Here is a 24984-nt window from a genome sequence, read left to right as displayed (position 1 = left end):
TGGCGACAAGCCGACCGAATTGTCCTACAAATCCCCGGTCGCGTTCCAGGCCTGCCCCTTGGCGGCACGCCTCTTCAACAAAATCGTGAGGATCTGACATGGAATACCGCACCCTTGGCCGTTCCGGCCTGAAGGTTTCGACACTGACGCTTGGCACAATGACCTTCGGCGGCGCCGGGCCTTTCGCCGCGGTCGGCAACAGCGATCTCGCCGAAGCAAAGCGGATGATCGACATGTGCATCGACGCCGGCATCAACCTCATCGACACCGCGAATGTCTATTCGAACGGCCTGTCGGAAGAGATCATAGGCGAAGCGCTCGGCGGCAAGCGCAAGAACGACGTGCTGATCGCGTCCAAGGCCCGGATGCGGATCGGCAAGGGCCCGAACGACGAGGGCCTGTCGCGCCATCATCTGATCCGTGAATGCGAGAGAAGCCTGAAGCGATTGAAGACCGATGTCATCGACATCTATTTCGTCCACCAGTGGGACGGCCTCACCCCGCTCGAGGAAACCGTTGCCGCGCTCGACACTTTGGTCAGCCAGGGCAAGGTGCGCTACATCGGCTGCTCCAACTATTCGGGCTGGCAGGTGATGAAGGCGCTTTCCATCAGCGACAGCCGCCACCAGCAACGCTTCGTCACCCAGCAGATCCACTATACGCTGGAAGCGCGCGAGGCCGAGTACGAACTGCTGCCGATCTCGGTCGACCAGGGGCTGGGCGTGCTGGTCTGGAGCCCGCTCGCCGGCGGCCTGCTGTCGGGTAAATACCGCCGCGACAGCCCGACCGCCCGCCAGCTCGCCGGCTGGTCCGAGCCGCCGATCCGCGACGAGGACCGGCTGTGGCGGATCGTCGATGTGCTGGTCGAGATCGGCAGGGATCGTGGTGTTTCGGCGGCACAGGTGGCGCTCGCCTGGCTGCTCGGCCGCCCTGCCGTCTCCTCGCTGGTGATCGGCGCCCGCAATGACGTCCAGCTGAAGGACAATCTCGCGGCCGCCGCCCTGGTGCTAGGCACCGAGGAACGCCAGCGTCTCGACGCCGTAAGCCGGCCGCCCCTGCTCTACCCCTACTGGCATCAGCAACTGACAGCGAAGGATCGCTTCGGCCCCGCCGATCTGGTTCTCGACCGCAGCGATATCTGATCAGCGTCAGGTCGAGAGCGAGGGCTAGCTCTCGATGAACCGCCAGAGTTCGGGATCGGGTTCGATCTGGCCGCCGAGCACGAAATATTTGTAGAGGACGAGCAGGGAGATCGCCTGCTCGTCCCGTTCATTGGAAAATTTGCGGCAGTAGGCATTGGCCGTGGCGATGATGCGCTCCGCCGCGGCCGGATGCCGTTCGAAATAATCTACCTTTTCACGGAGATTGGAGAAGTCCGGGTCGAGCGGCGCATAGTGGACTCCAGCCTCGAGCTGGCTCTCGCCAAACCATGTCTCGTAGGTCGGCGGCGGCATCAGACAGAGCGAGTTGGAGTTCATGATCCATTTGAGGTTGGTCGCCACGTCATTGCCCTCCAACGAGACGATGTAGCGATAGCGCAGGTGCTGGCTGATGCTGAGGAAGGGCTTGCTGTACGCAGCCGGTGCATTGCGCTTGTGCGAACCGACGTCGCAGAACGGCAAGTCGCGCGCGACATCCAGGAACCGTGTCCGGATCGGATTGTTGAGGTCGCCGCGCCAGACCACAGCCGGGCGTTTGTCGGTGAAGACGACGGCGTCGGTGGGCATGTGAAAATGGCGGAACTTATTGAACTTCATGACGACGGCGTTGCCGTTGTCGGCGCGGATCGGCCGGTCCTTGACGAGCGTCGGCAGCTCGGGCACGCCTTTTACGTCGCCGAACTTCAGGTCGATGAGCAGTGACGGATCGAAATAGCGGGCAAATTCCTTCAAGTCGTAATAGTACATGCTCGGTTCAAAAGGCAGCTGGTCGATACGCACGGCATCCGCGCTTGGCGTAAAAGCGTCCTGCAGCTTGTTGTAGTGATTCAGCCGTCGGCGCACGGCCTCATCCGAGAGCCTGGCCTGTTCCAGGCGGCCCGCCAACCGTCGTCGGAAGATCGCCTGGGGTGCGATATCGCGGATCACGTTTCGCGCGTAGTAAAAGACCTTTGCGGTCGTTCGTTTTATGGTGGCCATCGTTCTTTTGATCAGAGATAAACGCGATTAAACAAATGACGGCCGGGACGGTTCCCTCGGCATGATCGCATGATTGGGCCACGCAATCCAGCGCTGCCCGAACACGTGGCAGCCGGCCGAGACGAGGTGCCCGGCAACTAGCCCGTTATGTAGCGCCACACCTCGGCATCAGGTTTGATCTGGCCCGAGAGCACGAAGTATTTGTAGAGCACCAGCAGAGAGATCGCCTGTTCGGTCCGCTCGTCGTCGAATGTCCGGCAATAGGCATTCGCGGCGGCGATGATGCGCTCCGCCTTGGCCGGATTCCGCTCGAAATAGGCCACATGGTCCGCAAGGTTCGAGAAATCCGCCTCGAGCGGCACATAGTGCACATTGGCTTCGAGCTGCCGCTCCGCGAACCATGTCTCATAAGTCGGCGGTGGCATCAGGCAAAGTGACTTCGAGTTCATGATCCATTTGAGGTTGGTCGCTACATCATTGCCTTCGAGCGAGACGATGTAGCGGTAGCGCTGGTGCTGGCTGATGCTGAGAAAAGGCTTGGCGTATTCGGCCGGCGCGTTCGGCTTGTGCGAGCCGGCATCGCAGAACGGCAGGTCGCGCACTGCCTTGAGGAATCTTGTCCTGATCGGGTTGTTGAGATCGCCGCGCCAGACCACGGTCGGCAGCTTGTCGGCGAACGCAATAGCGTCAGCCGGCATCTGGAAGTGACGAAACTTGTCGAGCTTCATGATGACGGCGTTCCGGTCGTCATCGCAGATTGGCCGATCCTTGACGATAGCGGGCACCCTAGGCACGTTCCTGACGTCGCCGAATTCGAGGTCGATGAACAAATCCGGATCGAAATAGCGGGCGAATTCCTTCAGGTCGTAATAGTACATGGTCGGCGTGAACGGCAGCTTGCTGATGCGCTTGGCATTGGCGCTTGGCGCGAAACAATCCTGCAGCTTGTTGTAGTAATTCAGCCTGCGGCGTGCCGCCTCACCGGAAAGCCTCGCCCTTTCGAGCCGGCCGGCCAGCCTTGCGCGAAACAGCGTTTGCGGAGCGACATCGCGCACGACGTTTCTCGCATAATAGAAAACTCTTGCGGCGGTCCGCGAAATTGTGGCCATCGGTCACTTGATCAAAACAAACAGGCAGCTCTCAATTCATTGGCGCCCCGCATTTCCTACATCATTGTGGCGCCCATCTGGCAAGCCCCCGCATCTCTTCCAGCAAGCATCCAGCATTGTCGCTTCAGCTGTTGTGTTTGACGGCTAATGCTCCTAGGCAGGTTCAGGGCCGCAAGGCAGTGATAAAAGGAGCCGATATGGCGCGAGCACCCAACTACGATCAGGAACGCAAGGAGCGTGACCGCCAGAAAGCGGCCAAGAAGGCTGAAAAGCTGGCGGCCAAGGTTGCCGCCCGCGAACGTTCGAAGCCCGAGACCGAGACCGAGACCGAGACCGAAACCGAGGAGTAACGGCATGCGGCCCGCGAATGCGGGCCGTGCCTCAATCCGAATTGTCGGTATCAGCCTATGTCAGGCTGGCGCCTTGTCACTGATGAAAACATCCACCTCCCGCGCCGCGGCGATGAAAGCGCGTCGGGCATTCATCGCCGGCTTGTCGCCGGCGAGTGCGTCGTGGCAGGCCTGCAGCGCCGCACGATGCTTGGCGCTGCGCTTGCCGGGCCAGCTGTTGAGCAGGTAATCGGAAGCTTCCCTTGCCGAACGCAAGAGCTGAGTGCTTCCCGCCGTGACGGACTTGACGGTCACGGGTGTTTCAAACCGATTGTTTTCCATTGCCGCTCTTACGCCATCGGCTTGCTTGAAGCGAGGCCGAAAGTGCGCTTCGCGTCAGATGCGGCCTGTTTTCCGGCGAATGCTGCCCTGCATCGACCGCACTAGGCGGCGACGACGGCAAATCCCCTGGCGCGAAGGCCACGTCGGTCGTTGGCAAGCGACGTCACCAACCGGTTACGGCTGCCGACGATGTGGGCCGACAGCAGCCGCGTGGCTTCATCGGCCTGGCCAAGGCGTGTCGCGGCAAGGATGGCGCGATGTTCGAGCCAGGCACGGCCAAGGGCCGTTTCGTCACGCACTTCCAGCCAGCGGGCGCGCGACAGCCGCGTCATGGCGTCACGAACCGCCCGGAACAGGAATTCGTTGCCGGAGAGCCGCGCCAGCTCGATGTGAAAATCCATGCCGACACGATGCCATTCCTCGCGCGGGGTATTTTCGTCGCAGGAATCGAGCATCGCCTCGATGACATCGATCGCGCTCTTGTCGGCTTGCCCGCACGTCAGCCGCAGCGCGGCGACCTCGACCGCCTCGCGATAGACCGCGATCTGCTCGAGCTCGGCCAGGTTGATGGGCGAGACCGTCCAGCCGCGCCCGTCCCTGCCGACCAGGCCCTCGGTCTCCAGCCGCAGAAGTGCCGCCCTGACCGGCGTGCGCGAGGCGCCGAAACGGCCTTCGATCCAGCGTTCGGTCAGCCGCTCTCCCGGCCCGACCTCGAGAGCCAGGATCATCTCGCGAAGCTGCCGTTCGACATTCTGCATCTGCGACATCGCGCGTCCTTTCCGAAGCCGCATTGACAGCGGCGGGCTTGAAGTTCATGACGGATACCAGATTGGTATCCCAAAATGGTATCCGCAACAAGCGCCGACACCGGGCAGGCAGGACATGACACAGGAAGACACGCGGCAGAGCGGCTACAACATTCACTGGCGGCGCAATCTTGCCGTCTGTTTCGCGGGCTCGTTCAGCACGCTCATCGCCATGACCCTGCTCTTGCCGTTCCTGCCACTCTATGTCGAACAGCTCGGCGCACAGGGTCATGCGGCCATCGTGCAGTGGTCCGGCATCGCCTATGGGGCCACCTTCTTCGCCGCGGCAATGGTCGCGCCGCTGTGGGGACGCCTGGGCGACCGCTACGGCCGCAAGGTGATGCTGGTCCGCGCCTCCTTCGGCATGGCGATCTGCATGTCGCTGACGGGCATGGTCGAGACGGTCTGGCAATTGGTTCTGCTGCGCCTGCTGATCGGCTTCGCCGGCGGCTATTCCTCGGGTTCAACCATATTGGTGGCCATGCAGACGCCGAAGGAGCGCTCCGGCTGGGCGCTTGGCGTCCTGTCGGCGGGTATCACGGCGGGCTCGCTGGTCGGCCCGCTGCTCGGCGGCGTGCTGCCGCCGGTAATCGGCATTCGCGCCACCTTCCTGTTGTCGGGCGGCGTGATCTTCCTCGCCTTCCTGGCGACGACGTTCCTCATCAAGGAGAGCCCGCGCCCAAGGCCGGCCGAGGCCGCGCCGGCGGCAAAGCCGAAAAGCGGCTGGTCTCAGATCCCGGACAAGCGCCCGGTCGTGGCCATGCTGACCACCGGCATGCTGCTCGCCTTCGCCACAATGTCGATCGAGCCGATCATCACCGTCTATGTGCAGCAGCTCATCGAGGACCAGGGCCGGGTGACGCTCGTCGCCGGCGTTGTGATGTCGGCGGCCGCGCTCGGCACCATCCTGTCGGCATCCTGGCTCGGGAAGCTCGCGGACCGGATCGGACACTGGAACGTTGTCGTGGGAGCGCTGGCCGTCTCGGCGCTGCTGCTCATCCCGCAGGCTTTTGTCACCAACAGCTGGCAGCTTATCGGCCTGCGTTTCCTGATGGGCCTGGCGTTGGGCGGTCTCCTGCCCTGCATCACCAGTGTCATCAGGCACAATATCCCCGACGGCGTTGGCGGCAACGTGCTTGGCCTGGCGATCTCGGCGCAGTATGTCGGGCAGGTCGCGGGACCGCTGGCCGGCGGTTTTGTCGGCGGCCATTTCGGCATGCCGTCGGTGTTTCTCGGCACATCGGTGCTGATGGCCCTCGGTGCCGTCTACAACTGGATTGTCCAGTCGCGGCGGACGCGGCATATGGCGCTGGAAGCGGGCAAGCCCTGACGCTTGGCCGACCTGCAAAAAGAAGGAGCACGCCGACCATGAACCTCGCCGATCCAAACGGCAGCCGCCTCCTCGTGCTTGCCGGCGGCCTCGTCGGCGCCGCGGGCGTGGCGCTGTCGGCAGCGGCGGCGCACCGTGGCGGCGCCTTCACCGGCACGGCCGCCTCGTTCCTTCTGATGCATGCGCCGGTGTTTCTCGCCATTGGCCTTGTCGGCGCGAACCGCTGGCTGCGAATGGCCAGCCTGGTCCTGCTCGTCGGTCTCGTGCTTTTCGCGGGCGATCTTCTCGCCCGCGATTTCCTGGGATCGAGACTGTTTCCGATGTCGGCGCCAATCGGCGGCACCTTGCTCATCGTCGGCTGGCTGGCAATAGCAATTTCTGCCCTGGCTCGCCCACGTTCCTGAGATTCAAGCCAGCAGGATCAGCGCCGACGTTCGGGTCGGATCAGCAGATCACGATTGCGCGCGGCCGGCCTCTTCAGACATCTGGACTCTGGCCGCTCGGCGGCGGGCGAGATACCCCAGTAGTTGCGGTAAATGTCTTCGAACAGATGCTGGATGGGGTGCATGTTTTTCTCCTTCCAATTGAATCGATCCAATCGCAAGCACAAAAAGGGCAATGCCGATCAGCTCCGCTTGCGCCCTACGAGGAAGCGCAAGTCGCGAATCCACGGACTGGTTCTGTCGCGGCGCTTCTGGCTGTTTGTCGCCGACCCGATATTCCAGTCGTTGCGGTAGATGTCTTCGAACAGATAGTTGATGGGATGCATCATTCCCTCCGAGGTCAATCAACAGGCTAAATCCGCCAATTTGGATCGATTCAAAGATAGGCCTTTCATTGGCGACGGTCAAGCAATTTGAATCGATCCAACGAAAGTGCTAGATGCGGCCCAAGAACGTGCTAAATGCATGTCAGGAGACCCGCGCAAATGGCGTCACTTACCGCAGGCAATCGACGACCCGTCCGGCTGGCCGATATCGCCAAGGCCGCCGGGGTTTCGCACGGCACCGCGTCCAATGTATTCAGCCGGCCCGAGATCGTGCGCGAGGAAGTTCGCGAACGGGTTCGCGCAGCCGCCGAGGCCATGGGGTATGGCGGCCCCGATCCAAAGGGCCGGCTGCTGCGGGCCGGCAAGGTCAACGCCATTGGCGTTGCCACCGCAGAGCCCCTCTCCTACTTCTTCGACGATCCGTTTGCGCGCGTCATGATGGCGGGCATCTCACAGGCTTGCGATGCAACCGGAGCCGGCATCTCACTGGTCTCGGCCGCCAACAACGAACAGCTTGCCTGGAACATCCAGAGCGCGCTGGTCGACGGCTTCATCGTCTTCTGCATCGAGGGCGGTTCGCGCCTGGTGGAACTGGCACGCGAGCGCAAGCTGCCCTTCGTCGCGCTCGACCTCGATTCCGAGGACGGGTCGGTCGCCGCGATCGGTGTCGACAACATCGCCGGCGCCGGCATGGCGGCCCGCCATCTCACCGATCTTGGACATCGCCGCTTCGCCGTCCTTGCGCTGCCCTTCGCCGACGACAGGACGGGCATTGTTTCGGCCGAACAGGTACGGGCCGCTACCTATGCAGGGACGCGCAACCGCCTCACGGGCTATCTCCGGGAGCTTTCGCGGGTTGGCGTCGATATATCCAAAGTGCCCGTCTACGAGACCGCCAACGACGTGGCGAGCACGAAGGCGGGGCTCGAAACCATCTTCGCCTCCGACGCGCCGCCCACCGCCATCCTTGCCATGTCGGACAGAATGGCCCTGGTGGCGCTCGAATGGCTGAGCGCACGCGGGCTCAACGTGCCCGACGATGTTTCCGTCGTCGGGTTCGACGATGTTCCGGAAGCAGCGGTGTCCAAGCCGCCATTGACCACGATCGCCCAGCCGATTGCCGAGATAGGCCGCCTTGCCGTCAGGGCGATCCTGGAGAGCGATGGGCCGGTCAGCAGGCATCAACTGCCGGTCGAACTGATCGTGCGGGGCTCGTCGGGTCCGCCCCGCGCTTGAACCGCCGCCGAACCGCCTATCGGTTGGCTCTTGCCATGGCGGAGAGGCCCAAAGGCGCACGGACCGGCGCGGGATCCTTTTGGGCCGTGCGGGCCTTGGCCGAGCCGCCGATGGTCGACAGCCATTCGAGATAGAAGGCGAGCGCGAACTGCATGGCGATGCCGGCCGATATCAGCAGGCTGTCATAGACGAACCCGCCTGGATTGATCAGCTTCATCACCTGAGCGACCATTGCGATCACCGTGCCGGCGATGAAGACCGGCAGCGATCGTTTGCCCAGTATCGCCAGCGGATGATCAGGGCTGGTGCGGAACAGGCTGGAGAGCGCCGGCAGAGCGACGACGAGGTAGCTGACCGCCAGGATGTGCAGCAGCCGCGGCAGCGACAGGAAGGTCTTGTCGAAGCCGCCGATCACCACCGGCAGGTTGAACCAGGTTATCTGCCCCCAGAGCGGGCTGTGCACCCAGACCAGCGCCGCCAGCACATAGGCGGCGGCCGCGCCGACCAGCCAGCGGTTGACCGGAATGACACCGCCGCGCCTGACATGCAGCATGGCGACAAGGCCGATGTTGAACAGGAACTGCCAGGACAGCGGGTTGAGGAACCAGAAACCGGGCTCGGGATAATTGGGCGGCGCGATCTGCCAGATTCCTGCAACGAGCCACAACGTGCCGGATGCGACAAGGGCCGCGACGGGCCGGTAGCTGACGAACAGGACAAAGGCCGGCGCCATCAAAAGCAGCGCCGCATAGACCGGCAGGATGTTGTTGTAGCCGAGCTGGTGGCCGAGCGTGACGATGCCGACCAGCACTTGCGGCGGGTTCTTCATCAGCGGCTCGATGTTGATCAGCTTCACCAGTTCCGGCCGCTTGGCAAACACCGCCACGGCGCAGAACAGGGCCATCACCACCATCGTCGTGACGATATGGGCGACATAGAGCACGCCCGCCCGCCGCCACATCTTCAAGGTCGCGAGAAGCCGGCCACCCGGGCGGAACTTCGTGCCGTAGGCGAGCGCGACCGAGATGCCGGAAATCAGCACGAATGCCTCGGCCGCGTCCGAGAAACCGAAATTCTTGTAGGTCAGCGCCTCGAAAGCCGTGCCCGGCACATGGTCGATGAAGATCGTGAGCAGGGCCAGCGCGCGCAGTACATCGATACGCGTGTCGCGTTCGGGGATACGCAAATTGCGATCCGGCAAAACAGGGGTAGTCATCGACAAAAGGCCTCAAAGCTGGTTGTTCATGTCCAGCAATGCGACCCCCGACGCACCGCTTCGATTCCTCCCACCGGAGTGTATCGGCGCAGAAACGGGCTGGAATGCGCCTGGTTCGATCAACTTTCGCGGAGCATGAAAATATTGCGTTTTGAAGCCGGCAAATTGAGCGGAACCTCATATAATCAAAGGGATGCGAGATGACCGGCGACAATGTCGACAGCGGCCCGCTAACGCTGGATCTGACCTTTCCGTATCGCCTCCTCCGCCCCGGCGAAAAGAGCCGTGAATGCCTGTTCCTGCTGCATGGATCGGGCGTCGGCGAGACAAGCATGGTGGCGCTGGCGAGACGCTTGGCGCCCGATGCCGTCCTGATCGCGGTGCGTGGCCGTGTCCCCCAGGAGGACGGTTTTCGCTGGTTCGAGCGAATCACGCCGACCACTTTCGACCAGGAAAGCATCCATTTCGAAACCACCGCCTTCGCGGCCTTCGCAAACGAAGCCGTCGCGCGCCATGGGCTTGATCTCGATCACGCGACATTCCTTGGCTATTCGAACGGCGCCAATCTGGTTTCGAGCCTGATGCTGCTCCATCCCGGCATCGTCCGCAGCGCTGCGCTGTTGAGGCCGATGCCCGTGCTCGACGAGGTCCCGGCGACGGACCTTGCGGGAACGCGAACGCTGATCATTGCCGGAGCCGCCGACGAGACCTACGGGTCTTTCGCGCCGGCGCTGGTGACGCTGCTCAGCCGGCACGGCACCGAGATCGACGCCCGGATTGTTCCATCGGGCCACGAAATCGGCGAGCCGGACGCCGCGATCGTCGGGCGATGGCTGCCGGGATCGGCGTGGACGCGCGCGCCATCGCGATAGGCAATCAGGGCAGGCGGTGCTGCCGATGCCATCAGCCGACGTGATGCTGGCTTTGCTCGCCCAGATGGCGGGAGCCTACCCCCTCCCCATCCGGTTCCAGGCATCCAGCCCGGCGATCTTGTAGGCCTCGGCCAGCGTTGGGTAGTTGAAGGTGTTGTTGACGAAGAAGTCGACCGTGCCGCCGAGATTGATCACCGCCTGGCCGATGTGAATGAGTTCGGTGGCGCCCTCGCCGACGATGTGCGCGCCGAGCAGGCGCCGCGTCTCGATCGAGAACAGCAGCTTCAGGAAGCCGGTGTTGACGCCCATGATGTGGCCGCGCGATGTCTCGCGAAAGCGCGCGACGCCGACCTCATAGGCGGCGCCGCTCTCGCGCACTTGCTCCTCGGACTGGCCGACGGTGGAAATCTCCGGCACCGCGTAGATGCCATAGGGGAACGTCTCCGGCGGCGGCGGCAATGACACGCCGAAGGCATGACAGGCAGCCACCCGGCCCTGCTCCATCGAGGTGGAGGCAAGGCTCGGAAAGCCGATGACGTCGCCGGCGGCGTAGATATTGGGCACGCTGGTCTGAAACGTCTGCGGATCGACCTTGATGCGGCCCCTGGAGTCGGCCTCGATGCCGACCACGTCGAGGCCAAGGCTGCCGACATTGCCGGTGCGGCCGGCGGCATAGAGCACGACCTCGGAGCGGATGGTGCGGCCATCGGCCAGCTCCACCTCGGCGGCTTCCGGCTTGGAGCGGATTTCCTTGACCGCGCTGCCCAGCCTTATGGTCATGCCACGGTCGCGCATCTGGTGGATGAAATCGTCGACGATCTCGCGGTCGACAAAATCGAGGATGGAGTTGCGCGGCTCGACCAGCGTCACCGGTACGTCGAGCGCGGAAAAGATCGTGGCGTATTCGACGCCGATGACGCCGGCGCCGATCACCGTCAGCGTGCGCGGCAGCCGGTCGAGTTCGAGCATCTCGTCGCTGTCGAAGACACGGGTCTTGTCGAAGGGCACGTCGCGCGGCCGATGCGGCCTGGTGCCGACGGCGATCAGCGCATTGGCGAAGCCGACTTCGCTATAGTCGCCATTGTCCGATGTCAGGCTGACCTTGTTGGGGCCGAGAAATTTTACCGCCGCGCGCGCACTTTTGACCGTGTTGCGCATGAACTGGTGTTGCAGCACCTCGACCTCGTGGTCGAGCGTCTTGTGCAGGCGCTCGATCAGGTCGCCGACCGAGATGTCCTGCTTGACCCGGTAGCCGCGTCCATAGAAGCCGCGCTCGCGCCAGCCCGAGAGATTGAGCACCGTTTCGCGCAGCGTTTTCGAGGGAATGGTGCCGGTGTGCACCGAGACGCCGCCAAGACGCCGGCCGCGGTCGACCACCAGCACCGATTTGCCGAGTTTGGCCGATTGCACCGCCGCGCGGCGGCCCGAGGGGCCGCTGCCGATGACCAGCATGTCGTAATCCATATGTCCCCGTCCCTCGGCGCCCATTTTGTTGCGCCGCAACAAGCTAACGCCATCCGCGCCGCGAATTCAACCGATTCGGACTGTCGGCCGTCTGGCTCCGCCGTGCGAGCCGGCGAATGGCCCAATCTTGATTCTGCGGCGAGCCTTCACCATTTCATCATCGAGCGGTCCGCACCCTATGTCGGACCCTGTTACGAGGAAATGACATGAACGCTCGCGTTCTCGACGGCGAAATCATCAACACCCGGCTCGACGATGTCAGGGCTTATGAAGGCGTGCGCACAAGGCGCATCCTGGCCTTCGTGCTCGACTATATCATGGTTGCCCTGCTCACCATTCCGTTCGCCATCCTGGTGTTCTTCCTCGGGCTTTTGACCCTCGGTCTTGGCTGGATGCTGTTCGGCGTCCTGGTGCCGGCAGTCGCCATCCTCTACATCTGGAACACGCTGGGCAGCGCCGACCAGGCCACCACGGGCATGAAGATGATGGGCATCCGCCTCGATCGTCTCGACGGCAGGCCGATCGACGGCCTCACCGCGGTCGTCCATTCCGTATTGTTCTGGGCCGGCAACGTCATCCTGTCGCCGCTGGTCCTGCTGGTGACGCTATTCTCGGACCGCAAGCGCACGCTGCACGATCTTTTGCTCGGCACCGTGGTCAGCCGCACCGGCCGCTAAAAACCGGCCCTCAAGAGAAGTCGCAGCCCCTTGAGCGCAAATGTGAAGGTGTTCAGGCAACCACACCTTCACAATCCTGTTGAATTTTTCGCCGCCCGAGCCAAAGGTAGAGCGATTCGAAGGAGTGTTTCCAAGGCTCGATGACGCAGCATCCGACCCAGTCGCCGCAGTTCTTCCTGACCGCGCCGTCGCCGTGCCCCTACCTCGACGGCCAGTTCGAGCGGAAGGTGTTCACACATCTGGTCGGCGACAAGGCCTCGGAAATGAACGACCTGCTTACGCAAGGCGGCTTCCGGCGCTCGCAGAACATCGCCTACAGGCCAGCCTGCGAAACCTGCCGCGCCTGTGTATCCGTGCGCATCCTGGCCCAGGAGTTCACCGCCAGCCGCAACATGAAGCGCGTGCTGCAGCACAATTCCGATCTCGTCGGCGCGATGCACAATGCCGAGCCCTCAACCGAACAATATTCGCTGTTTCGCGGCTATCTCGATGCCCGCCACCGCCGCGGCGGCATGTCCGACATGACAGTGCTCGACTACGCCATGATGGTCGAGGATACGCATGTCGACACCAAGGTGATCGAATACCGGCGGCGCGGGCCCGATACCTTCATCACCGGCAAGGGTCAGGGCGAACTCATCGCGGTGGCGCTCACCGACAAGATGGCCGACGGCCTGTCGATGGTCTATTCCTATTTCAATCCCGATTTCGAAAGCCGCTCACTCGGCACGTTCATGATCCTCGACCATATCGCCCGTGCCAAGGCGATGGGACTGCCCCATGTCTACCTTGGCTACTGGGTCAATGGTTCGCGCAAGATGAACTATAAGATGCGCTTCATGCCGCAGGAGCATCTCGGCCCGAAAGGCTGGGAGCGCTATACAAACGAAGCGGTCTGACGCTGAGTTTTCCCACGATCCACGCTTAAACTGTTTCAAGGCAGGGGATGCTGGTCTTTCAGCCGCTCGGTTGGAGAGAGTGCGCGCTTGCGCCGATCGGCCACCGCCTGCAATTCAATTGCGAAAGTTCCTGCATGTCCTCTCACCACGATCACCAGAAGGGCCTTTTGATAACCGCCATCGGCGGACTGATACTGACTGTCGACATACCGTTGATCCGCCTTGCGGATGGCGGCGCGTGGACGATCCTTTTGCTGCGCACCGGAACCACTTTCATCGCCGCGATGATCATCTGGTCGGTCTGGCGCGCGCTGAGCCGCAATGCACCGCCGCTCATCCCCGGTTGGGACGGGCTGATCGTGGCGATATGCTATGGGCTGACCTCGATCACCTTCGTCACCGCGGTCTACCACACCTCGACCGCCGATCTGGTGTTCATCCTCGCCTTCAACACCGTGTTCGCGGCGCTTCTGTCGTGGATATTCCTGCGGGAAAAACCGCGGACGGTGACCATCGTGGCCATGCTGGTGATGATCCTCGGCGTGCTGGTCATCGTCGGCGGTTCGGTCGGCACCGGCAAGCTGTTCGGCGACTTCATGGCGCTCTGCTCGGCCTTCTTCATCGCGGTCGCCATCACCATCTCGCGCGCCAGCGGCAAGGATATGGGATTCACCTCGCTCATCGGCGTCCTTCTGCCGCTTGGGCTGGCCGCCTTCATGGTGACAGGCGAAGGCTTCCACGTGAACGCGCCATGGTGGATCATCTTCAACGGCGCCGTCATCATGCCGATCTCGTTCTTCTGCCTCGCCGCCGGGCCGAAGTACATTTCAGGACCGGAAGTGGCGATGTTCTACCTGCTCGAAACGGTGCTGGCGCCGATCTGGGTGTGGATGATCTTCGCCGAGACGCCGACCCGCAACAGCCTGATCGGCGGCGGCATCCTGATCGTCACGCTGGTCGCCCATTCGCTCTGGCAGCTGCATGATGGACGTAAGCGTCGCGGCGACCTTGCGGTGCATCATCCGGCGTAGGGTTCGAGGTCAGGCGCTGGCTTTCTTCGCGGCGCCTGGTTCGGGCAGGACCTCGATCCGCCGACCGGCCTCGATCTCGGCGGCCGATCCGGCCGCCGTCTCATCGGCCAGTTCCACCTCGCGCAGCCACTCGCGCCAGATCGCGACCAGCAGCGCCATCAGGACCGGACCGATGAACAGGCCGAGAAAACCCATGGTCTTGACGCCGCCGATCAGGCCGAAAAAGGTCGGCAGGAAGGGCAGTTTTATCGGTCCGCCGACGAGCTTCGGCCGCAAGGTCTTGTCGACAATGAACAGCTCGACCGTCCCCCATATGAACAGCGCCAGGCCGGCCATCGGCGAGCCGCTGGCCGCGAGGTAGATCGACACCAGCGTGAAGGACAGCGGCGCCCCGCCGGGGATGAGCGCCATCACGCCGGTCAGCGCGCCCAGCGTCACAGGTGACGGCACCCCGGCCAGCCAGTAGGCGACACCCAGCACCAGGCCCTCGCCGATGGCAATCACGGTCATGCCGGTCACGGTCGAGGAAATGGTCGCCGGCACGACGCGCGAGATCCGCTCCCAGCGGGTCGGCAGGATGCGTTCGCCGAGGCGGTCGATCTGGCCGGCGAAATTCTCGCCATCACGATAGGCGAAAAACAGGGCGATCATCATGAACAGCAGCGTCAGAAAGAGGCTGAAAGCGCTGCCGCCGGCGGCGAGCGCGCCTCGGTAGATGCTGCCGATATTCGCGCCGCTGACCAGCTGGATCAGTTCGCCGATGCCGCCGGGATGGCCGAGATTGGTCGTCCACTGCTCGTTGAGCCACTCACCCACGACAGGCATGGTGGCGATCCAGTGCGGCGTCACCGCACCGTGGCGGTTGGTCTCGATCGCCCAGCCGACCCATTCGCGCACCTCGTTGATGGCATAGGTGCCGGCGAGCGCGATCGGTATGACCAGGAAGGCGAGGATGAACAGGATGGCAAATGTGGCGGCGATGGTGCGGTTGCCGCCAACGCCGACCAGCAGGCGACGGTAGAGCGGCCAGCTGGCGAAGGCGATGACGAGCGCCGCCAGCACCGGGAACAGGAAACCGTGGAAGAAATAGACGCCGGCGGCGACGATCAGCACCAACAACCAGCGCGCCGCCGACAGCGGCGGGATGACAGCCGAACGGAGCGGCGTCGACAGCCCGAACAGGCGCTGCTGCCGTTCCGGTTTCTGGATCTTTGCTTCCTTCAAACGCGCTGTTCTCCCCGACCATCCGGTCAGTTATGCGCCGATATAGTGCAGCAATCGTGACGATAGTCCAAACGGTGTTGGTGAAGCTGCCAATCTCCCCCACGAGGGATCGGCAGCTTCAACCGAACTTCCCAGTCCTCGGGAAACCTTTCGGCACCATACGCCCTGCCGATGCCCTCGCGCCGATCCACTCGGCCAGTTCCTCGCGCGACCGGGTGAAAGTACGGTCGGCTGAATCCTGCCAGGAAAGACCGGTCTCCATCGAGAACGGCTTGAGGTCGAGAAGGCCGCCGTCCTTGTATTTCTGCAGCCGCACACCCTTGCCGCGGCCCATCTCCGGAATTTCCGAGAGCGCGAACACCAGCATCTTGCGGTTCTCGCCGACGATAGCGAGATGATCGCCGACGACCGGCACGCAGCGCTTGGCTTCGTCGGGGGCCTTGACGTTCATCACCTGCTTGCCCTTGCGGGTGTTGGCGACCACCTCTTCCTCCGGAACGATGAAGCCGTTGGCGTCGAACGAGGCGAGCAGCAGCTTGCGTTTGGGATCGTGGACGAAGGCGGTGACGATGTCCTGGTCATTGTCCATGTCGACGATGATGCGGATCGGCTCGCCATGGCCACGGCCGCCCGGCAGCCGGTCGGCGCCGATCGTGTAGAACTTGCCGCCGGTGGTGAAGACCAGCACCTTGTCGGTCGTCTGGGCATGGAAGGCGAGCTTGAGGCTGTCGCCCTCCTTGAAGGTCAGCGTCGAGAGATCGGCCAGATGCCCCTTCATCGCCCGCAGCCAGCCCTTTTCCGAAACCACCACGGTGACCGGCTCGCGCTCGATCATGGCGTGGGCGATGTCGGTCAGGTCGTGCTCTGGCGCATCGGCGAACTGGGTGCGGCGCTTGCCGAGCTCGGTCTCCGGGCCGAATTTGTCGCGAACCTGGGTGACTTCCCACTTGATCGTCGACCACTGCTTGGCGTCGGACGCCAGCAGCGCCTCGATCTGCTTCTTCTCGGCGGTCAGCCCATCGAATTCCTTGCGGATCTCGAATTCCTCAAGCTTGCGCAAAGCGCGCAGCCGCATGTTGAGGATCGCTTCGGCCTGGGTGTCGGTGAGCGACCAGCGGGCCATCATGACCTGTTTGGGCTCATCCTCCTCGCGGATGATCTTGATCACCTCATCGATGTTGAGATAGGCGATCAGGTAGCCGGCGAGGATTTCCAACCGCCTCTCGATCTCGCCGAGGCGATGTTTCGAGCGACGGATGAGGACATCGCGGCGGTGATCCAGCCATTCCTGCAGCACGCCTTTCAGCGAGAGCACATTGGGCACCTTGCCGCGCGACAGCACATTCATGTTGAGCGGGAAACGGCTTTCGAGCTCGGTCAGCTTGAACAGCGATTCCATCAGGATGCCTGGGTCGACGGAACGGCTCTTGGGCACCAGCACGACGCGGATGTCCTCGGCGCTTTCGTCCCTGATATCCTCGAGCAGCGGCAGCTTGCGGGCCATCAACAGCTCGGCGACCTTCTCGATCAGCCGGGCCTTCTGCACGCCATAGGGGATTTCGGTGATGACGATGCTCCAGGTGCCCCTGCCCTGGTCTTCCTGGCTCCACTTCGACCGCACGCGAAAGCCGCCGCGGCCGGTCTCGTAGGCTTCGAGGATGGAAGCGCGGCTGTCGACGATGATGCCGCCGGTCGGGAAATCCGGGCCCTGGACGAAATCCATCAGCTTCGCCACCGGCGCATCGCGATGCTCGATCAGGTGCAGCGCGGCGTCGCAAAGCTCGGCCGCGTTGTGCGGCGGGATCGACGTCGCCATGCCGACCGCGATGCCGGACGAGCCGTTGGCCAAGAGATTGGGGAAGGCACCGGGGAGCACGACCGGCTCCTCGTCCTCTTCATTGTAGGTCGGCCGATAGTCGACCGCGTCCTCGGTGATGCCGGCAAGCAATTCGGTCGCCACGTCGGTCATGCGCGCTTCGGTGTAGCGCATGGCGGCCGCGTTATCGCCGTCGATGTTGCCGAAATTGCCCTGGCCGTCGACCAGGGGGTAGCGCATCGAAAAATCCTGCGCCAGCCGCACCAGCGCATCATAGATCGACTGGTCGCCATGCGGGTGGAACTTGCCCATCACCTCGCCGACGATCCGGGCGCATTTGGCAAAACCCTGGTCGGGATTGAGGCGCAGCAGGCGCATGGCGTGCATGATGCGGCGATGGACCGGCTTCAGCCCGTCACGCACGTCCGGCAGCGCCCGGTGCATGATGGTCGACAGCGCATAGGCCAGATAACGCTCTTCCAGCGCCTTCTTCAGATCGACCGGTTCTATATGATCGCCACCGCCATTGTCAGGCGGCAAAAGCCTTTTTCCCATGGGCTGGGACTAGCCGAGCGGGTGATTCGCGGCAAGAGGCGCGCACCCGACCAATCGATTTGCGCTCGTTTCTGCAACAGGAACCCGCACGGTCGAGCTTGCCGTCCAACATCAATCTGTTACATGCCGCATCTATTGCGAAGCACGCTGGCGGCCCGACCTTCATGCCAAATTCACTGCATTCTCCAATAGCGCTCGGATCGGGTTTGCCTTTCACCGCGATTTTCGACCATTGTGCCGGAACACGCCTTTTTCCCGTCCAGTTCGTCACGGAATGGTGATGGCGCAAAGAATTGAAAAACAATTTCAGGACACTCTCAGGGACCTTGCGATGACAATCAAACGCTCAACTCTCCGGAAATTCGCTCTTTCGACTTTCTTGCTCACACTGCCGCTGAATGCGGCCCTTGCCCAGGATGCCGCGGTCGCGGACCGGCTGAAGGCAGCACTCTCCGCACAGGGTGTCGACATCTCCTGGACCGGCGTGACCGGCGACAACACCAGCATGGTGCTGCAGGGCGTGTCGGTGAAACCGGCCGCGGAAAAGGAAGCGCTGGCGATCGGCGACGTCAAGCTCGAGAACGTCACCGAAGCCAATGGCGGCTATGATATCGGCACCGTGTCGACCTCGGCCTTCGAACACAGCAAGGACGGCGTCACCCTCGATCTCAGTCCCTTCGTCATCCACGACATGACGGTACCGGCCGACGGCTCCACCAGCCCGCTTGGTTCGCTGATGATGTACAAATCCGCCGAACTGTCGAACATGACGGTCAAGGTCGCCGACAAGACCGCCTTCTCGATGGACGGCCTTGCCATCGAGATCACGCCGCCCGCCGACGGCAAGGCGATGGAATTCACCGCCAATACCGAGAAGTTCACCGCCGATCTGTCGCTGGTCGACGACCCCAAGTCCAAGGAAGTCATCGACGCGCTGGGCTACCAGAACATCTCGGGCAATCTCGAAATGGCCGGCACCTGGCAGCCATCGGACGGCAAGATGGAACTGTCGAAATACGACATCTCCGTCGAGAACGCCGGCACGCTCGGCATGACCTTCGACCTTGGCGGCTACACGATCGATTTCATCAAGTCGCTGCAGGAAATGCAGAAGAAGATGGCGGCACAGCCCGAAGGTGCCGACAATTCGGCACAAGGCATGGCCATGCTCGGCCTGCTGCAGCAGCTGTCTTTCAACAGCGCCTCGATCCGCTTCGACGACGATTCGCTGACCGGCAAGGTGCTGGACTATGTCGGCAAGCAGCAGGGCATGTCGGCCAAGGACATCGCCAACCAGGCCAAGGCGATCGTGCCGTTCGGCATGGCACAGCTCAACAATCCGGAACTGACGGCTCAGGTGACCGCGGCGGTCAGCAAATATCTCGACGATCCGAAGAGCCTCGAAATCTCGGCCGAGCCGCCGGCATCGGTGCCCTTCGCGCTGATCATGGCGGGCGCCATGTCCAACCCGCTCGATCTGCCGAAGACACTCGGCGTCAGCGTCAAGGCGAACGAGGACTGATTGGAGTTAGCTACCTTCTCCCCGTCATTATACGGGGAGAAGGTGCCGGCAGGCAGATGAGGGGCAGCGCCGCCCCCTGCCAACTGCAATTCGACGCCGATCCGATTGCCTGTCAGAAGGCGTCAACTGCTGAGGCCGTTCGCCAATCGCCTGCGTCCGCGCTGCCCCTCATTGTCCTGCCGGACATTTCTCCCCGTATAGAGACGGGGAGAAACGGCAGTCGCAACGCTGCCGTCAGTCCTTCTTGGTCGGCGCGACGCGTAGCGCCAGTTCGCGAAGCTGCTGCGGAGAGGCTTCCGACGGCGCGCTCATCAACAAATCATAGGCCTGCTGGTTCATCGGGAACATGGTGATTTCGCGCAGGTTCTTGGCACCGACCAGGAGCATGACGACGCGATCGACACCGGCCGCCATGCCGCCATGCGGCGGCGCGCCATACTGGAAGGCGCGATAGAGGCCGCCAAAGCGTTCCTCGACCGTGGCGCGGTCCAACCCGACCGTCTCGAACGCCTTGACCATGGTTTCGGGCAAATGGTTGCGGATACCGCCGCTGGCGATCTCGAAACCGTTGCAGACCATGTCGTACTGGAACGCCTTGATGCCGAGCAGGTCCTCGCCGTTGAGCGCATCGATGCCACCTTGCGGCATGGAGAACGGATTGTGGGCGAAGTCGATCTTCTTCTCCTCCTCATTCCATTCGAAGAACGGGAAGTCGACGATCCAGCACAATTCGAAGCGTTCGCGATCGACAAGATTGAGTTCCTCGCCGGCACGGGTGCGCGCAGCGCCCGCGAAAGAAACGAACTTCTTCGGATCGCCGGCGACGAAGAAGGCGGCGTCGCCGTCGGCAAGGCCGAGCTGCAGGCGGATCGCTTCCGTGCGTTCCTCGCCGATGTTCTTGGCGAGCGGGCCGGCGCCTTCGAGCTTGTCGCCCTCCTTGCGCCAGAAGATGTAGCCCAGCCCCGGCTGGCCCTCGCCTTGCGCCCAGCTATTCATGCGGTCGCAGAAGGCGCGGCTGCCGCCGGTCTTGGCGGGAATGCCCCAAACCTCCGCCTTCGGGTCGTTGGCCAAGATGTTGGCGAATACCTTGAAGCCGGAATCGCGGAAATGATCCGAGACGGCCTGCATCTCGATCGGGTTGCGCAAATCGGGCTTGTCGGAGCCGTATTTGCGCATGGCGACATCATAAGGGATGCGCTGGAACTTCTGCGTTACCGGCTTGCCGTTGGCGAAGGTCTCGAAGACGCCGCGCATCACAGGTTCCATGGTCGACAGCACGTCGTCCTGCTCGACGAAGCTCATTTCGAGGTCGAGTTGGTAGAATTCGCCGGGCAGACGGTCGGCGCGCGGATCCTCGTCGCGGAAGCAGGGCGCGATCTGGAAATAGCGGTCGAAGCCCGACACCATAATCAATTGCTTGTACTGCTGCGGCGCCTGCGGCAGCGCGTAGAAAGTGCCGGGATGGATGCGCGACGGCACCAGGAAGTCGCGCGCACCTTCCGGCGACGACGCAGTGAGGATCGGCGTCGAGAATTCGGTGAAGCCGACCTCGCCCATGCGCTTGCGCATCTCTGCGATGATTTTCGTGCGCGCCACGATGTTCCGATGCAACGTCTCACGGCGCAGATCGAGGAAGCGGTATTTCAGACGGATGTCCTCGGGATAGTCCGGTTCGCCGAACACCGGCAGCGGCAACTCCTTGGCGGCGGACAGCACCTCAATCTCGCGGGCGAAAATCTCGATCTCGCCGGTCGGCAAATTGGCGTTCGTGGTCTCCGGCAGGCGCGCCTTGACCTCGCCGTCGACGCGGATCACCCATTCGCCGCGCACGGTCTCGGCGACCTTGAAGGCAGGCGAATCGGGATCGGCGACGATCTGGGTCAGGCCGTAGTGGTCGCGCAGGTCGATGAAGAGCAGGCCGCCATGGTCGCGCACGCGATGCACCCAGCCCGACAGCCGGACGGAATTGCCGACGTCGCTCTTTCTCAACTGGGCACAGGTATGGCTGCGGTAACGATGCATTGTCATGGATAAAGTCCGGGGTGCTGGGTGGCAGACCGAAGCATTACGGCCCGGCCTCAAAATTTGCGCGAAAAGCGCATGGGAGGCCGGATTTGTCAAGGCAAGCGGTCATACAGGCTCGCGGCTTCGACCGTTCACGCGAAGTGGATTTGGGCGCCCTGACGTTCGAAATCGGCAAGGATGGCAGCGGGCGCGGTCTTCTCGACGACGAGATGGCTGATCGACCCGGCAGCAGCGACGCGGTAGGGCGCCGTGGTGGCCAGCTTGTCATTGGTGACGGCAATGAGGATGCCGGCGCTATTTCCCGCCATGGCCCGCTTCACCTCGGCCTCGGACGAATCGAAGGCGGTCACGCCTCGCGTGGCATCAAGGCCGCAGGATCCCAGGAAAAACAGGTCGGCGCCAAGCTGCGCCACGGCGGCCAGCGTATCGGCGCCGACACAGGTGCCAAGGTCGCGGACATACCTGCCGCCGAGCACGATCAGTTCGACCAAGGGGTGATCCGACAGGACCGAGGCGACGCCAAGCGAATTGGTGGCTACGGTCAGCTCGATGTCGCGCGGGATGGCCCTGGCGATCGCCTCATTGGTCGTGCCGCCATCGATGAACAGGCTTTGTCCAGCGGAGAGCACCGCCACCGCCGCATTTGCCAGACGCGCCTTCTCCTCGATCGCATGACCGCCCCGCTGGCTGATCGTTGCCGCTGCAAAGGGCGCGGAAGCGACCGCACCGCCGTAAACGCGACGGCATTCACCGGCCTTCGCCAGCTCCCTCAGGTCGCGGCGTACGGTGTCTTCCGAAACACCGAAGCGGCTTGCCAGTTCGCCGGCCAGGACACTCCCCTCCGCCGCAAGGCGGTCACGGATGAGCTGGTGCCGTTGATCGGTGAGCATTGCCGAACCCTGTTTTCTTGTTCTGCACGTTCTTGCATGTTTTGCACGCTTATGCAAGAAGTCGACATGTCTGGCTGCTGGACAAGGCAGCCGCCCGTTTTTCATTGAAAGCACCGCGATGAGCTTTGGCCTCAACCTTGCCCCTCAACACCGGGTCTATGCTGGGTTTGCGACCTATTCGTTCGCCATGGGCAACATCTTCCCGCGACTGCCCGACATCAAGCATGCCATGGGCATCGCGGACGGCACGCTGGGGCTCAGCCTGATCGGGACACCGATCGGCACCCTGACCGCACTGACGCTGGCCACGCCCCTCCTGGAGCGCATCGGCTTTCGCCGCGCGCTGCTCACGCTGGTTCCGCTGCTGGCGCTTCTCTACGCCATCGCCGTACATGCGCCGGAACCCGTCGCACTGTTCCTGATGCTGTTTCCCATCGGCCTGATGATCGGCAGCGTCGAAATCATCCTGAATGTCGAAGCCGACAGGACGGAATTCCAACTCAAACGCCGGATCATGAACCGCGCTCATTCGTTCTGGAGCGCGGGCTTCTTCGGTGCCGGACTGTTCGGCGGCGCGATGGCGCATCTTGGCCTGTCGCCGCAACTCCATCTGGCGCTGGTCGTGCCCATAGTGGCTATCTCGATGGCGATTTTTCTCGGCGGCTACGAGCCGGCCCCTGCCCGCTTCGCCGTTACCAGTGACAAGGCGCCCATGTTCGCCCGGCCGACATTGCCGATTCTCGTTCTCGTCGCGGTGACGCTTTCGGCGATGCTGCTGGAAGGCGCCAGCATCGACTGGTCGGCAATCTACATGCGCACCGTGTTCGAATCCGGCCCCTTTGTCGCCGGCTTCACAGTGGCGCTGTTTGCATTCTCGCAGGCGACGACGCGTTTCTTCGCCGACAGCTTCGTCGACCGCCATTCGCCAAGCGGCGTGGCGCGCGTCCTCCTGGCGACGATGGCCGCCGGCGTTTTCCTGGTCTTCTTCTCGCCCGCGCCATTTGTCTCGATGCTCGGCTTCGCGCTTCTGGGCGTTGGCAGCAGCGCCATCTTCCCGCTGGCGATTTCGGCCGCCGCGCAGCGAAACGATCGCCCCGCGGCGATCAACGTAGCGGCATTGTCACAGATCTCCTTCACTGCCTTCCTGCTCGGCCCGCCGCTGCTTGGCTTCGTCTCGGACCATTGGGGCATCCGCTCGGCCTTCGGCATCGGCATCCCATTCATCATACTCAGCCTGCTGACCGTCGGCTCGCTTGGCGCCAGGCGATCTTCTTCCGCCACCTCCGCAAGCGCAGGCTCCAGCGGGACGCGGGAGGAGGCACTGGCGCGGGCCAACGAGGCATAGGCGGCTCGCCTACCCGTCCAACCGGACGCTGGCGCGGCCTGCCCAAGGCAGGTCGCCTTCGCGAGAACGAAGGATTGTCCGCTGGCATTGACGGTCGCTTTGGTTCAAGAAGGGATCACCGATACGTGATCGCCGCTTCATGTCCTCCATCCGCCCGCTGATTCCGCTCCTCCTCGCCGCAGGCATCCTGCTCGGCGGCAATGGGCTGCAGAGCACGCTGATCGCGCTGCGCGGCGCGCAGGAAGGGTTTTCGGCGTCCGACATCGGTCTTATGGGCACCTTCTATTTCGCCGGCTTCCTGCTCGGCTGCCTGGCCATCACCCGCATCATGAAGGCGGTCGGCCATATCAGGGCGTTCTCGGCGCTGGCGGCGATCGCCTCGGTCGGCACCTTGCTCCTGGTACTGGTCCTCGATCCGGTGATGTGGTGCGCGGTGCGCTTTGCCGGCGGCTTCTGTTTCGCCGGATTGTTCACCATCGTCGAAAGCTGGCTGAATTCAGGCGTCACCAACCACGACCGCGCCCGTGTGCTGGCCATCTACCGGATGGTCGATACCGGATCGGTGACATCAGCCCAGTTCCTGATTCCGGTCTTCGGTGCCGGCGGCTTCAGCATCTTCGCCATCATGTCGATCATGATCACGCTGTCGCTGGTGCCGGTCTCGCTTGGCGACCGTTCCAACCCGACGCCGCCGGAAGAGGTCAAGCTCGATCTGGCACGCGTCTGGCGGATTTCGCCGCTTGGCTGCTTCGGCTGCATCGCCGTCGGCGTCACCAACAGCGCGTTTCGCACCTTGTCGCCGGTCTATGCCGAGCAGATCGGCATGTCGGTCGCCGACGTCGTCACTTTCGTCAGCGTCGGCATTTTCGGCGGCGCGATCATCCAGTATCCACTCGGTTATCTCTCCGACCGCTGGGACCGGCGGCGGGTGCTGCTGATGACGACTTGCTGCGCGATGCTTTCGGCACTGGCGCTGGTGTTCATTGCCGGCAGCAATCCGCTGCTCAACTTCATCGCCGTCTTCATCTTCGGCTGTTTCGCCATGCCGCTCTATTCACTGTCGGCGGCGCATTCCAATGATCGCGCGGATGCCGGCGAGTTCGTGCTGATCAATGCAGCCCTGATGCTGTTCTATTCCTTCGGCGCTATTGGTGGCCCTTTCGCGGCCTCGACGGCGATGCAGTATTTCGGGCCAAGCGCGCTGTTTGTCTTCAGTGCCGTGGTCTACGCGGTGTTCATCGCCGTTATCCTCTACCGCATGCAGGCCCGGTCCGGCGTGCCGGCCGGCAAGCGCAGCCGCTTCACCGCGCTGTTGCGCACCTCGACCATTTTCGCGCGGCTGGCCAGGAGAAATAGTGATCCAGACAGTCCGGAAGGGCCGTGACGGTG

At 63.0% G+C, this 24984-nt stretch carries 24 protein-coding genes; 12 read left to right on the top strand and 12 right to left on the bottom strand.

Going from position 1 to position 24984, the window contains the following annotated elements:
* The first annotated feature begins 98 nt into the window (after positions 1-98).
* Positions 99-1142, top strand: a complete 1044-nt coding sequence (locus EN861_RS13835; protein ID WP_135864011.1) for an aldo/keto reductase — start codon at positions 99-101, stop codon at positions 1140-1142.
* Between the two features lie 24 nt (positions 1143-1166).
* On the opposite strand, the gene EN861_RS13830 is transcribed toward EN861_RS13835, so the two are convergent.
* Both EN861_RS13830 and EN861_RS13825 read right to left on the bottom strand, forming a co-directional pair.
* Positions 1167-2138, bottom strand: a complete 972-nt coding sequence (locus EN861_RS13830; protein WP_135864009.1) for a glycosyl transferase family 90 — start codon at positions 2136-2138, stop codon at positions 1167-1169.
* 137 nt (positions 2139-2275) lie between these two features.
* Positions 2276-3247: a glycosyl transferase family 90 gene (locus EN861_RS13825; protein WP_135864007.1), complete on the bottom strand. Its 972-nt coding sequence runs from the start codon at positions 3245-3247 to the stop codon at positions 2276-2278.
* 197 nt (positions 3248-3444) lie between these two features.
* Between EN861_RS13825 and EN861_RS13820 the strand changes: the two genes are divergently transcribed.
* Positions 3445-3597, top strand: coding sequence for a hypothetical protein (locus EN861_RS13820; RefSeq protein ID WP_135864005.1), 153 nt, complete (start codon positions 3445-3447; stop codon positions 3595-3597).
* 60 nt (positions 3598-3657) lie between these two features.
* Here the strand turns inward: EN861_RS13820 and EN861_RS13815 are convergent, their stop codons facing one another.
* Positions 3658-3918: a DUF982 domain-containing protein gene (locus EN861_RS13815; RefSeq protein ID WP_027146689.1), complete on the bottom strand. Its 261-nt coding sequence runs from the start codon at positions 3916-3918 to the stop codon at positions 3658-3660.
* Positions 3919-4019: 101 nt separating this feature from the next.
* Positions 4020-4685 carry a GntR family transcriptional regulator gene (locus tag EN861_RS13810; protein WP_135864003.1) on the bottom strand — a complete coding sequence of 222 codons (666 nt, stop codon included), beginning with the start codon at positions 4683-4685 and terminating at the stop codon, positions 4020-4022.
* Between the two features lie 115 nt (positions 4686-4800).
* On the opposite strand from EN861_RS13810, the gene EN861_RS13805 reads away from it, so the two are divergent.
* Both EN861_RS13805 and EN861_RS13800 read left to right on the top strand, forming a co-directional pair.
* Positions 4801-6054: an MFS transporter gene (locus tag EN861_RS13805; protein WP_135864001.1), complete on the top strand. Its 1254-nt coding sequence runs from the start codon at positions 4801-4803 to the stop codon at positions 6052-6054.
* 38 nt (positions 6055-6092) lie between these two features.
* Positions 6093-6458, top strand: a complete 366-nt coding sequence (locus EN861_RS13800) for a DUF423 domain-containing protein (protein WP_135863999.1) — start codon at positions 6093-6095, stop codon at positions 6456-6458.
* Positions 6459-6475: 17 nt separating this feature from the next.
* On the opposite strand, the gene EN861_RS35430 is transcribed toward EN861_RS13800, so the two are convergent.
* Both EN861_RS35430 and EN861_RS35425 read right to left on the bottom strand, forming a co-directional pair.
* Entirely contained in the window at positions 6476-6622 is a 147-nt protein-coding gene (locus EN861_RS35430; protein ID WP_189343629.1) for a hypothetical protein, read from the bottom strand.
* 57 nt (positions 6623-6679) lie between these two features.
* The gene (locus EN861_RS35425; protein ID WP_189343628.1) at positions 6680-6823 is read right to left on the bottom strand and encodes a hypothetical protein; all 144 of its coding nucleotides are present in this window, start codon (positions 6821-6823) and stop codon (positions 6680-6682) included.
* Between the two features lie 159 nt (positions 6824-6982).
* Here EN861_RS35425 and EN861_RS13795 point away from each other — a divergent pair, with 159 nt between their 5' ends.
* The gene (locus tag EN861_RS13795) at positions 6983-8059 is read left to right on the top strand and encodes a substrate-binding domain-containing protein (RefSeq protein ID WP_135863997.1); all 1077 of its coding nucleotides are present in this window, start codon (positions 6983-6985) and stop codon (positions 8057-8059) included.
* A 16-nt stretch (positions 8060-8075) separates the two neighbouring features.
* Here EN861_RS13795 and EN861_RS13790 read toward each other — a convergent pair whose 3' ends face one another.
* Entirely contained in the window at positions 8076-9275 is a 1200-nt protein-coding gene (locus EN861_RS13790; protein WP_135863994.1) for an OpgC family protein, read from the bottom strand.
* Between the two features lie 200 nt (positions 9276-9475).
* Here EN861_RS13790 and EN861_RS13785 point away from each other — a divergent pair, with 200 nt between their 5' ends.
* Complete coding sequence (locus tag EN861_RS13785) at positions 9476-10147, top strand: alpha/beta hydrolase (protein ID WP_135863992.1); 672 nt, start codon at positions 9476-9478, stop codon at positions 10145-10147.
* A 75-nt stretch (positions 10148-10222) separates the two neighbouring features.
* Here the strand turns inward: EN861_RS13785 and sthA are convergent, their stop codons facing one another.
* Positions 10223-11611: a Si-specific NAD(P)(+) transhydrogenase gene (gene sthA, locus EN861_RS13780; protein ID WP_127869649.1), complete on the bottom strand. Its 1389-nt coding sequence runs from the start codon at positions 11609-11611 to the stop codon at positions 10223-10225.
* Positions 11612-11817: 206 nt separating this feature from the next.
* Here sthA and EN861_RS13775 point away from each other — a divergent pair, with 206 nt between their 5' ends.
* The 3 genes from EN861_RS13775 to EN861_RS13765 all read left to right on the top strand — a co-directional run bounded on the left by EN861_RS13775 (position 11818) and on the right by EN861_RS13765 (position 14218).
* Positions 11818-12288, top strand: a complete 471-nt coding sequence (locus EN861_RS13775; protein WP_127280407.1) for an RDD family protein — start codon at positions 11818-11820, stop codon at positions 12286-12288.
* 140 nt (positions 12289-12428) lie between these two features.
* Entirely contained in the window at positions 12429-13187 is a 759-nt protein-coding gene (locus tag EN861_RS13770; RefSeq protein ID WP_015318275.1) for an arginyltransferase, read from the top strand.
* Positions 13188-13321: 134 nt separating this feature from the next.
* On the top strand, positions 13322-14218 hold the full coding sequence (locus EN861_RS13765; protein ID WP_135863990.1) for a DMT family transporter: 897 nt from the start codon (positions 13322-13324) through the stop codon (positions 14216-14218).
* A gap of 9 nt (positions 14219-14227) precedes the next feature.
* On the opposite strand, the gene EN861_RS13760 is transcribed toward EN861_RS13765, so the two are convergent.
* The gene (locus EN861_RS13760; RefSeq protein WP_127869651.1) at positions 14228-15442 is read right to left on the bottom strand and encodes an AI-2E family transporter; all 1215 of its coding nucleotides are present in this window, start codon (positions 15440-15442) and stop codon (positions 14228-14230) included.
* A gap of 118 nt (positions 15443-15560) precedes the next feature.
* The gene (gene parC, locus EN861_RS13755) at positions 15561-17813 is read right to left on the bottom strand and encodes a DNA topoisomerase IV subunit A (RefSeq protein ID WP_135863988.1); all 2253 of its coding nucleotides are present in this window, start codon (positions 17811-17813) and stop codon (positions 15561-15563) included.
* A gap of 331 nt (positions 17814-18144) precedes the next feature.
* On the opposite strand from parC, the gene EN861_RS13750 reads away from it, so the two are divergent.
* Positions 18145-19335 (top strand): hypothetical protein, encoded by a 1191-nt coding sequence (locus EN861_RS13750; RefSeq protein WP_127279453.1) that lies wholly within the window; start codon positions 18145-18147, stop codon positions 19333-19335.
* Positions 19336-19569: 234 nt separating this feature from the next.
* Here EN861_RS13750 and aspS read toward each other — a convergent pair whose 3' ends face one another.
* Positions 19570-21357: an aspartate--tRNA ligase gene (aspS, locus tag EN861_RS13745; RefSeq protein ID WP_167531238.1), complete on the bottom strand. Its 1788-nt coding sequence runs from the start codon at positions 21355-21357 to the stop codon at positions 19570-19572.
* A 134-nt stretch (positions 21358-21491) separates the two neighbouring features.
* Positions 21492-22250, bottom strand: coding sequence for a DeoR/GlpR family DNA-binding transcription regulator (locus EN861_RS13740; RefSeq protein ID WP_135863986.1), 759 nt, complete (start codon positions 22248-22250; stop codon positions 21492-21494).
* 118 nt (positions 22251-22368) lie between these two features.
* Here EN861_RS13740 and EN861_RS13735 point away from each other — a divergent pair, with 118 nt between their 5' ends.
* Both EN861_RS13735 and EN861_RS13730 read left to right on the top strand, forming a co-directional pair.
* The gene (locus EN861_RS13735; RefSeq protein WP_135863984.1) at positions 22369-23595 is read left to right on the top strand and encodes an MFS transporter; all 1227 of its coding nucleotides are present in this window, start codon (positions 22369-22371) and stop codon (positions 23593-23595) included.
* A 139-nt stretch (positions 23596-23734) separates the two neighbouring features.
* Positions 23735-24979, top strand: a complete 1245-nt coding sequence (locus tag EN861_RS13730; protein ID WP_135863982.1) for an MFS transporter — start codon at positions 23735-23737, stop codon at positions 24977-24979.
* The last annotated feature ends 5 nt before the right edge of the window (positions 24980-24984 follow it).

Origin of the sequence: Mesorhizobium sp. M8A.F.Ca.ET.218.01.1.1, from assembly GCF_004791165.1 — a bacterium.
Taxonomy (GTDB): domain Bacteria; phylum Pseudomonadota; class Alphaproteobacteria; order Rhizobiales; family Rhizobiaceae; genus Mesorhizobium.
This window is presented reverse-complemented; position numbering and strand designations above follow the sequence as displayed.

Excerpts from the sequence above, each read along its gene's own strand:
- EN861_RS13835 (WP_135864011.1), top strand. The coding sequence starts at position 99 with ATGGAATACCGCACCCTTGGCCGTTCCGGCCTGAAGGTTTCGACACTG.
- EN861_RS13830 (WP_135864009.1), bottom strand. The coding sequence starts at position 2,138 with ATGGCCACCATAAAACGAACGACCGCAAAGGTCTTTTACTACGCGCGA.
- EN861_RS13825 (WP_135864007.1), bottom strand. The coding sequence starts at position 3,247 with ATGGCCACAATTTCGCGGACCGCCGCAAGAGTTTTCTATTATGCGAGA.
- EN861_RS13820 (WP_135864005.1), top strand. The coding sequence starts at position 3,445 with ATGGCGCGAGCACCCAACTACGATCAGGAACGCAAGGAGCGTGACCGC.
- EN861_RS13815 (WP_027146689.1), bottom strand. The coding sequence starts at position 3,918 with ATGGAAAACAATCGGTTTGAAACACCCGTGACCGTCAAGTCCGTCACG.
- EN861_RS13810 (WP_135864003.1), bottom strand. The coding sequence starts at position 4,685 with ATGTCGCAGATGCAGAATGTCGAACGGCAGCTTCGCGAGATGATCCTG.
- EN861_RS13805 (WP_135864001.1), top strand. The coding sequence starts at position 4,801 with ATGACACAGGAAGACACGCGGCAGAGCGGCTACAACATTCACTGGCGG.
- EN861_RS13800 (WP_135863999.1), top strand. The coding sequence starts at position 6,093 with ATGAACCTCGCCGATCCAAACGGCAGCCGCCTCCTCGTGCTTGCCGGC.
- EN861_RS35430 (WP_189343629.1), bottom strand. The coding sequence starts at position 6,622 with ATGCACCCCATCCAGCATCTGTTCGAAGACATTTACCGCAACTACTGG.
- EN861_RS35425 (WP_189343628.1), bottom strand. The coding sequence starts at position 6,823 with ATGCATCCCATCAACTATCTGTTCGAAGACATCTACCGCAACGACTGG.
- EN861_RS13795 (WP_135863997.1), top strand. The coding sequence starts at position 6,983 with ATGGCGTCACTTACCGCAGGCAATCGACGACCCGTCCGGCTGGCCGAT.
- EN861_RS13790 (WP_135863994.1), bottom strand. The coding sequence starts at position 9,275 with ATGACTACCCCTGTTTTGCCGGATCGCAATTTGCGTATCCCCGAACGC.
- EN861_RS13785 (WP_135863992.1), top strand. The coding sequence starts at position 9,476 with ATGACCGGCGACAATGTCGACAGCGGCCCGCTAACGCTGGATCTGACC.
- sthA (WP_127869649.1), bottom strand. The coding sequence starts at position 11,611 with ATGGATTACGACATGCTGGTCATCGGCAGCGGCCCCTCGGGCCGCCGC.
- EN861_RS13775 (WP_127280407.1), top strand. The coding sequence starts at position 11,818 with ATGAACGCTCGCGTTCTCGACGGCGAAATCATCAACACCCGGCTCGAC.
- EN861_RS13770 (WP_015318275.1), top strand. The coding sequence starts at position 12,429 with ATGACGCAGCATCCGACCCAGTCGCCGCAGTTCTTCCTGACCGCGCCG.
- EN861_RS13765 (WP_135863990.1), top strand. The coding sequence starts at position 13,322 with ATGTCCTCTCACCACGATCACCAGAAGGGCCTTTTGATAACCGCCATC.
- parC (WP_135863988.1), bottom strand. The coding sequence starts at position 17,813 with ATGGGAAAAAGGCTTTTGCCGCCTGACAATGGCGGTGGCGATCATATA.
- EN861_RS13750 (WP_127279453.1), top strand. The coding sequence starts at position 18,145 with ATGACAATCAAACGCTCAACTCTCCGGAAATTCGCTCTTTCGACTTTC.
- aspS (WP_167531238.1), bottom strand. The coding sequence starts at position 21,357 with ATGCATCGTTACCGCAGCCATACCTGTGCCCAGTTGAGAAAGAGCGAC.
- EN861_RS13740 (WP_135863986.1), bottom strand. The coding sequence starts at position 22,250 with ATGCTCACCGATCAACGGCACCAGCTCATCCGTGACCGCCTTGCGGCG.
- EN861_RS13735 (WP_135863984.1), top strand. The coding sequence starts at position 22,369 with ATGAGCTTTGGCCTCAACCTTGCCCCTCAACACCGGGTCTATGCTGGG.
- EN861_RS13730 (WP_135863982.1), top strand. The coding sequence starts at position 23,735 with ATGTCCTCCATCCGCCCGCTGATTCCGCTCCTCCTCGCCGCAGGCATC.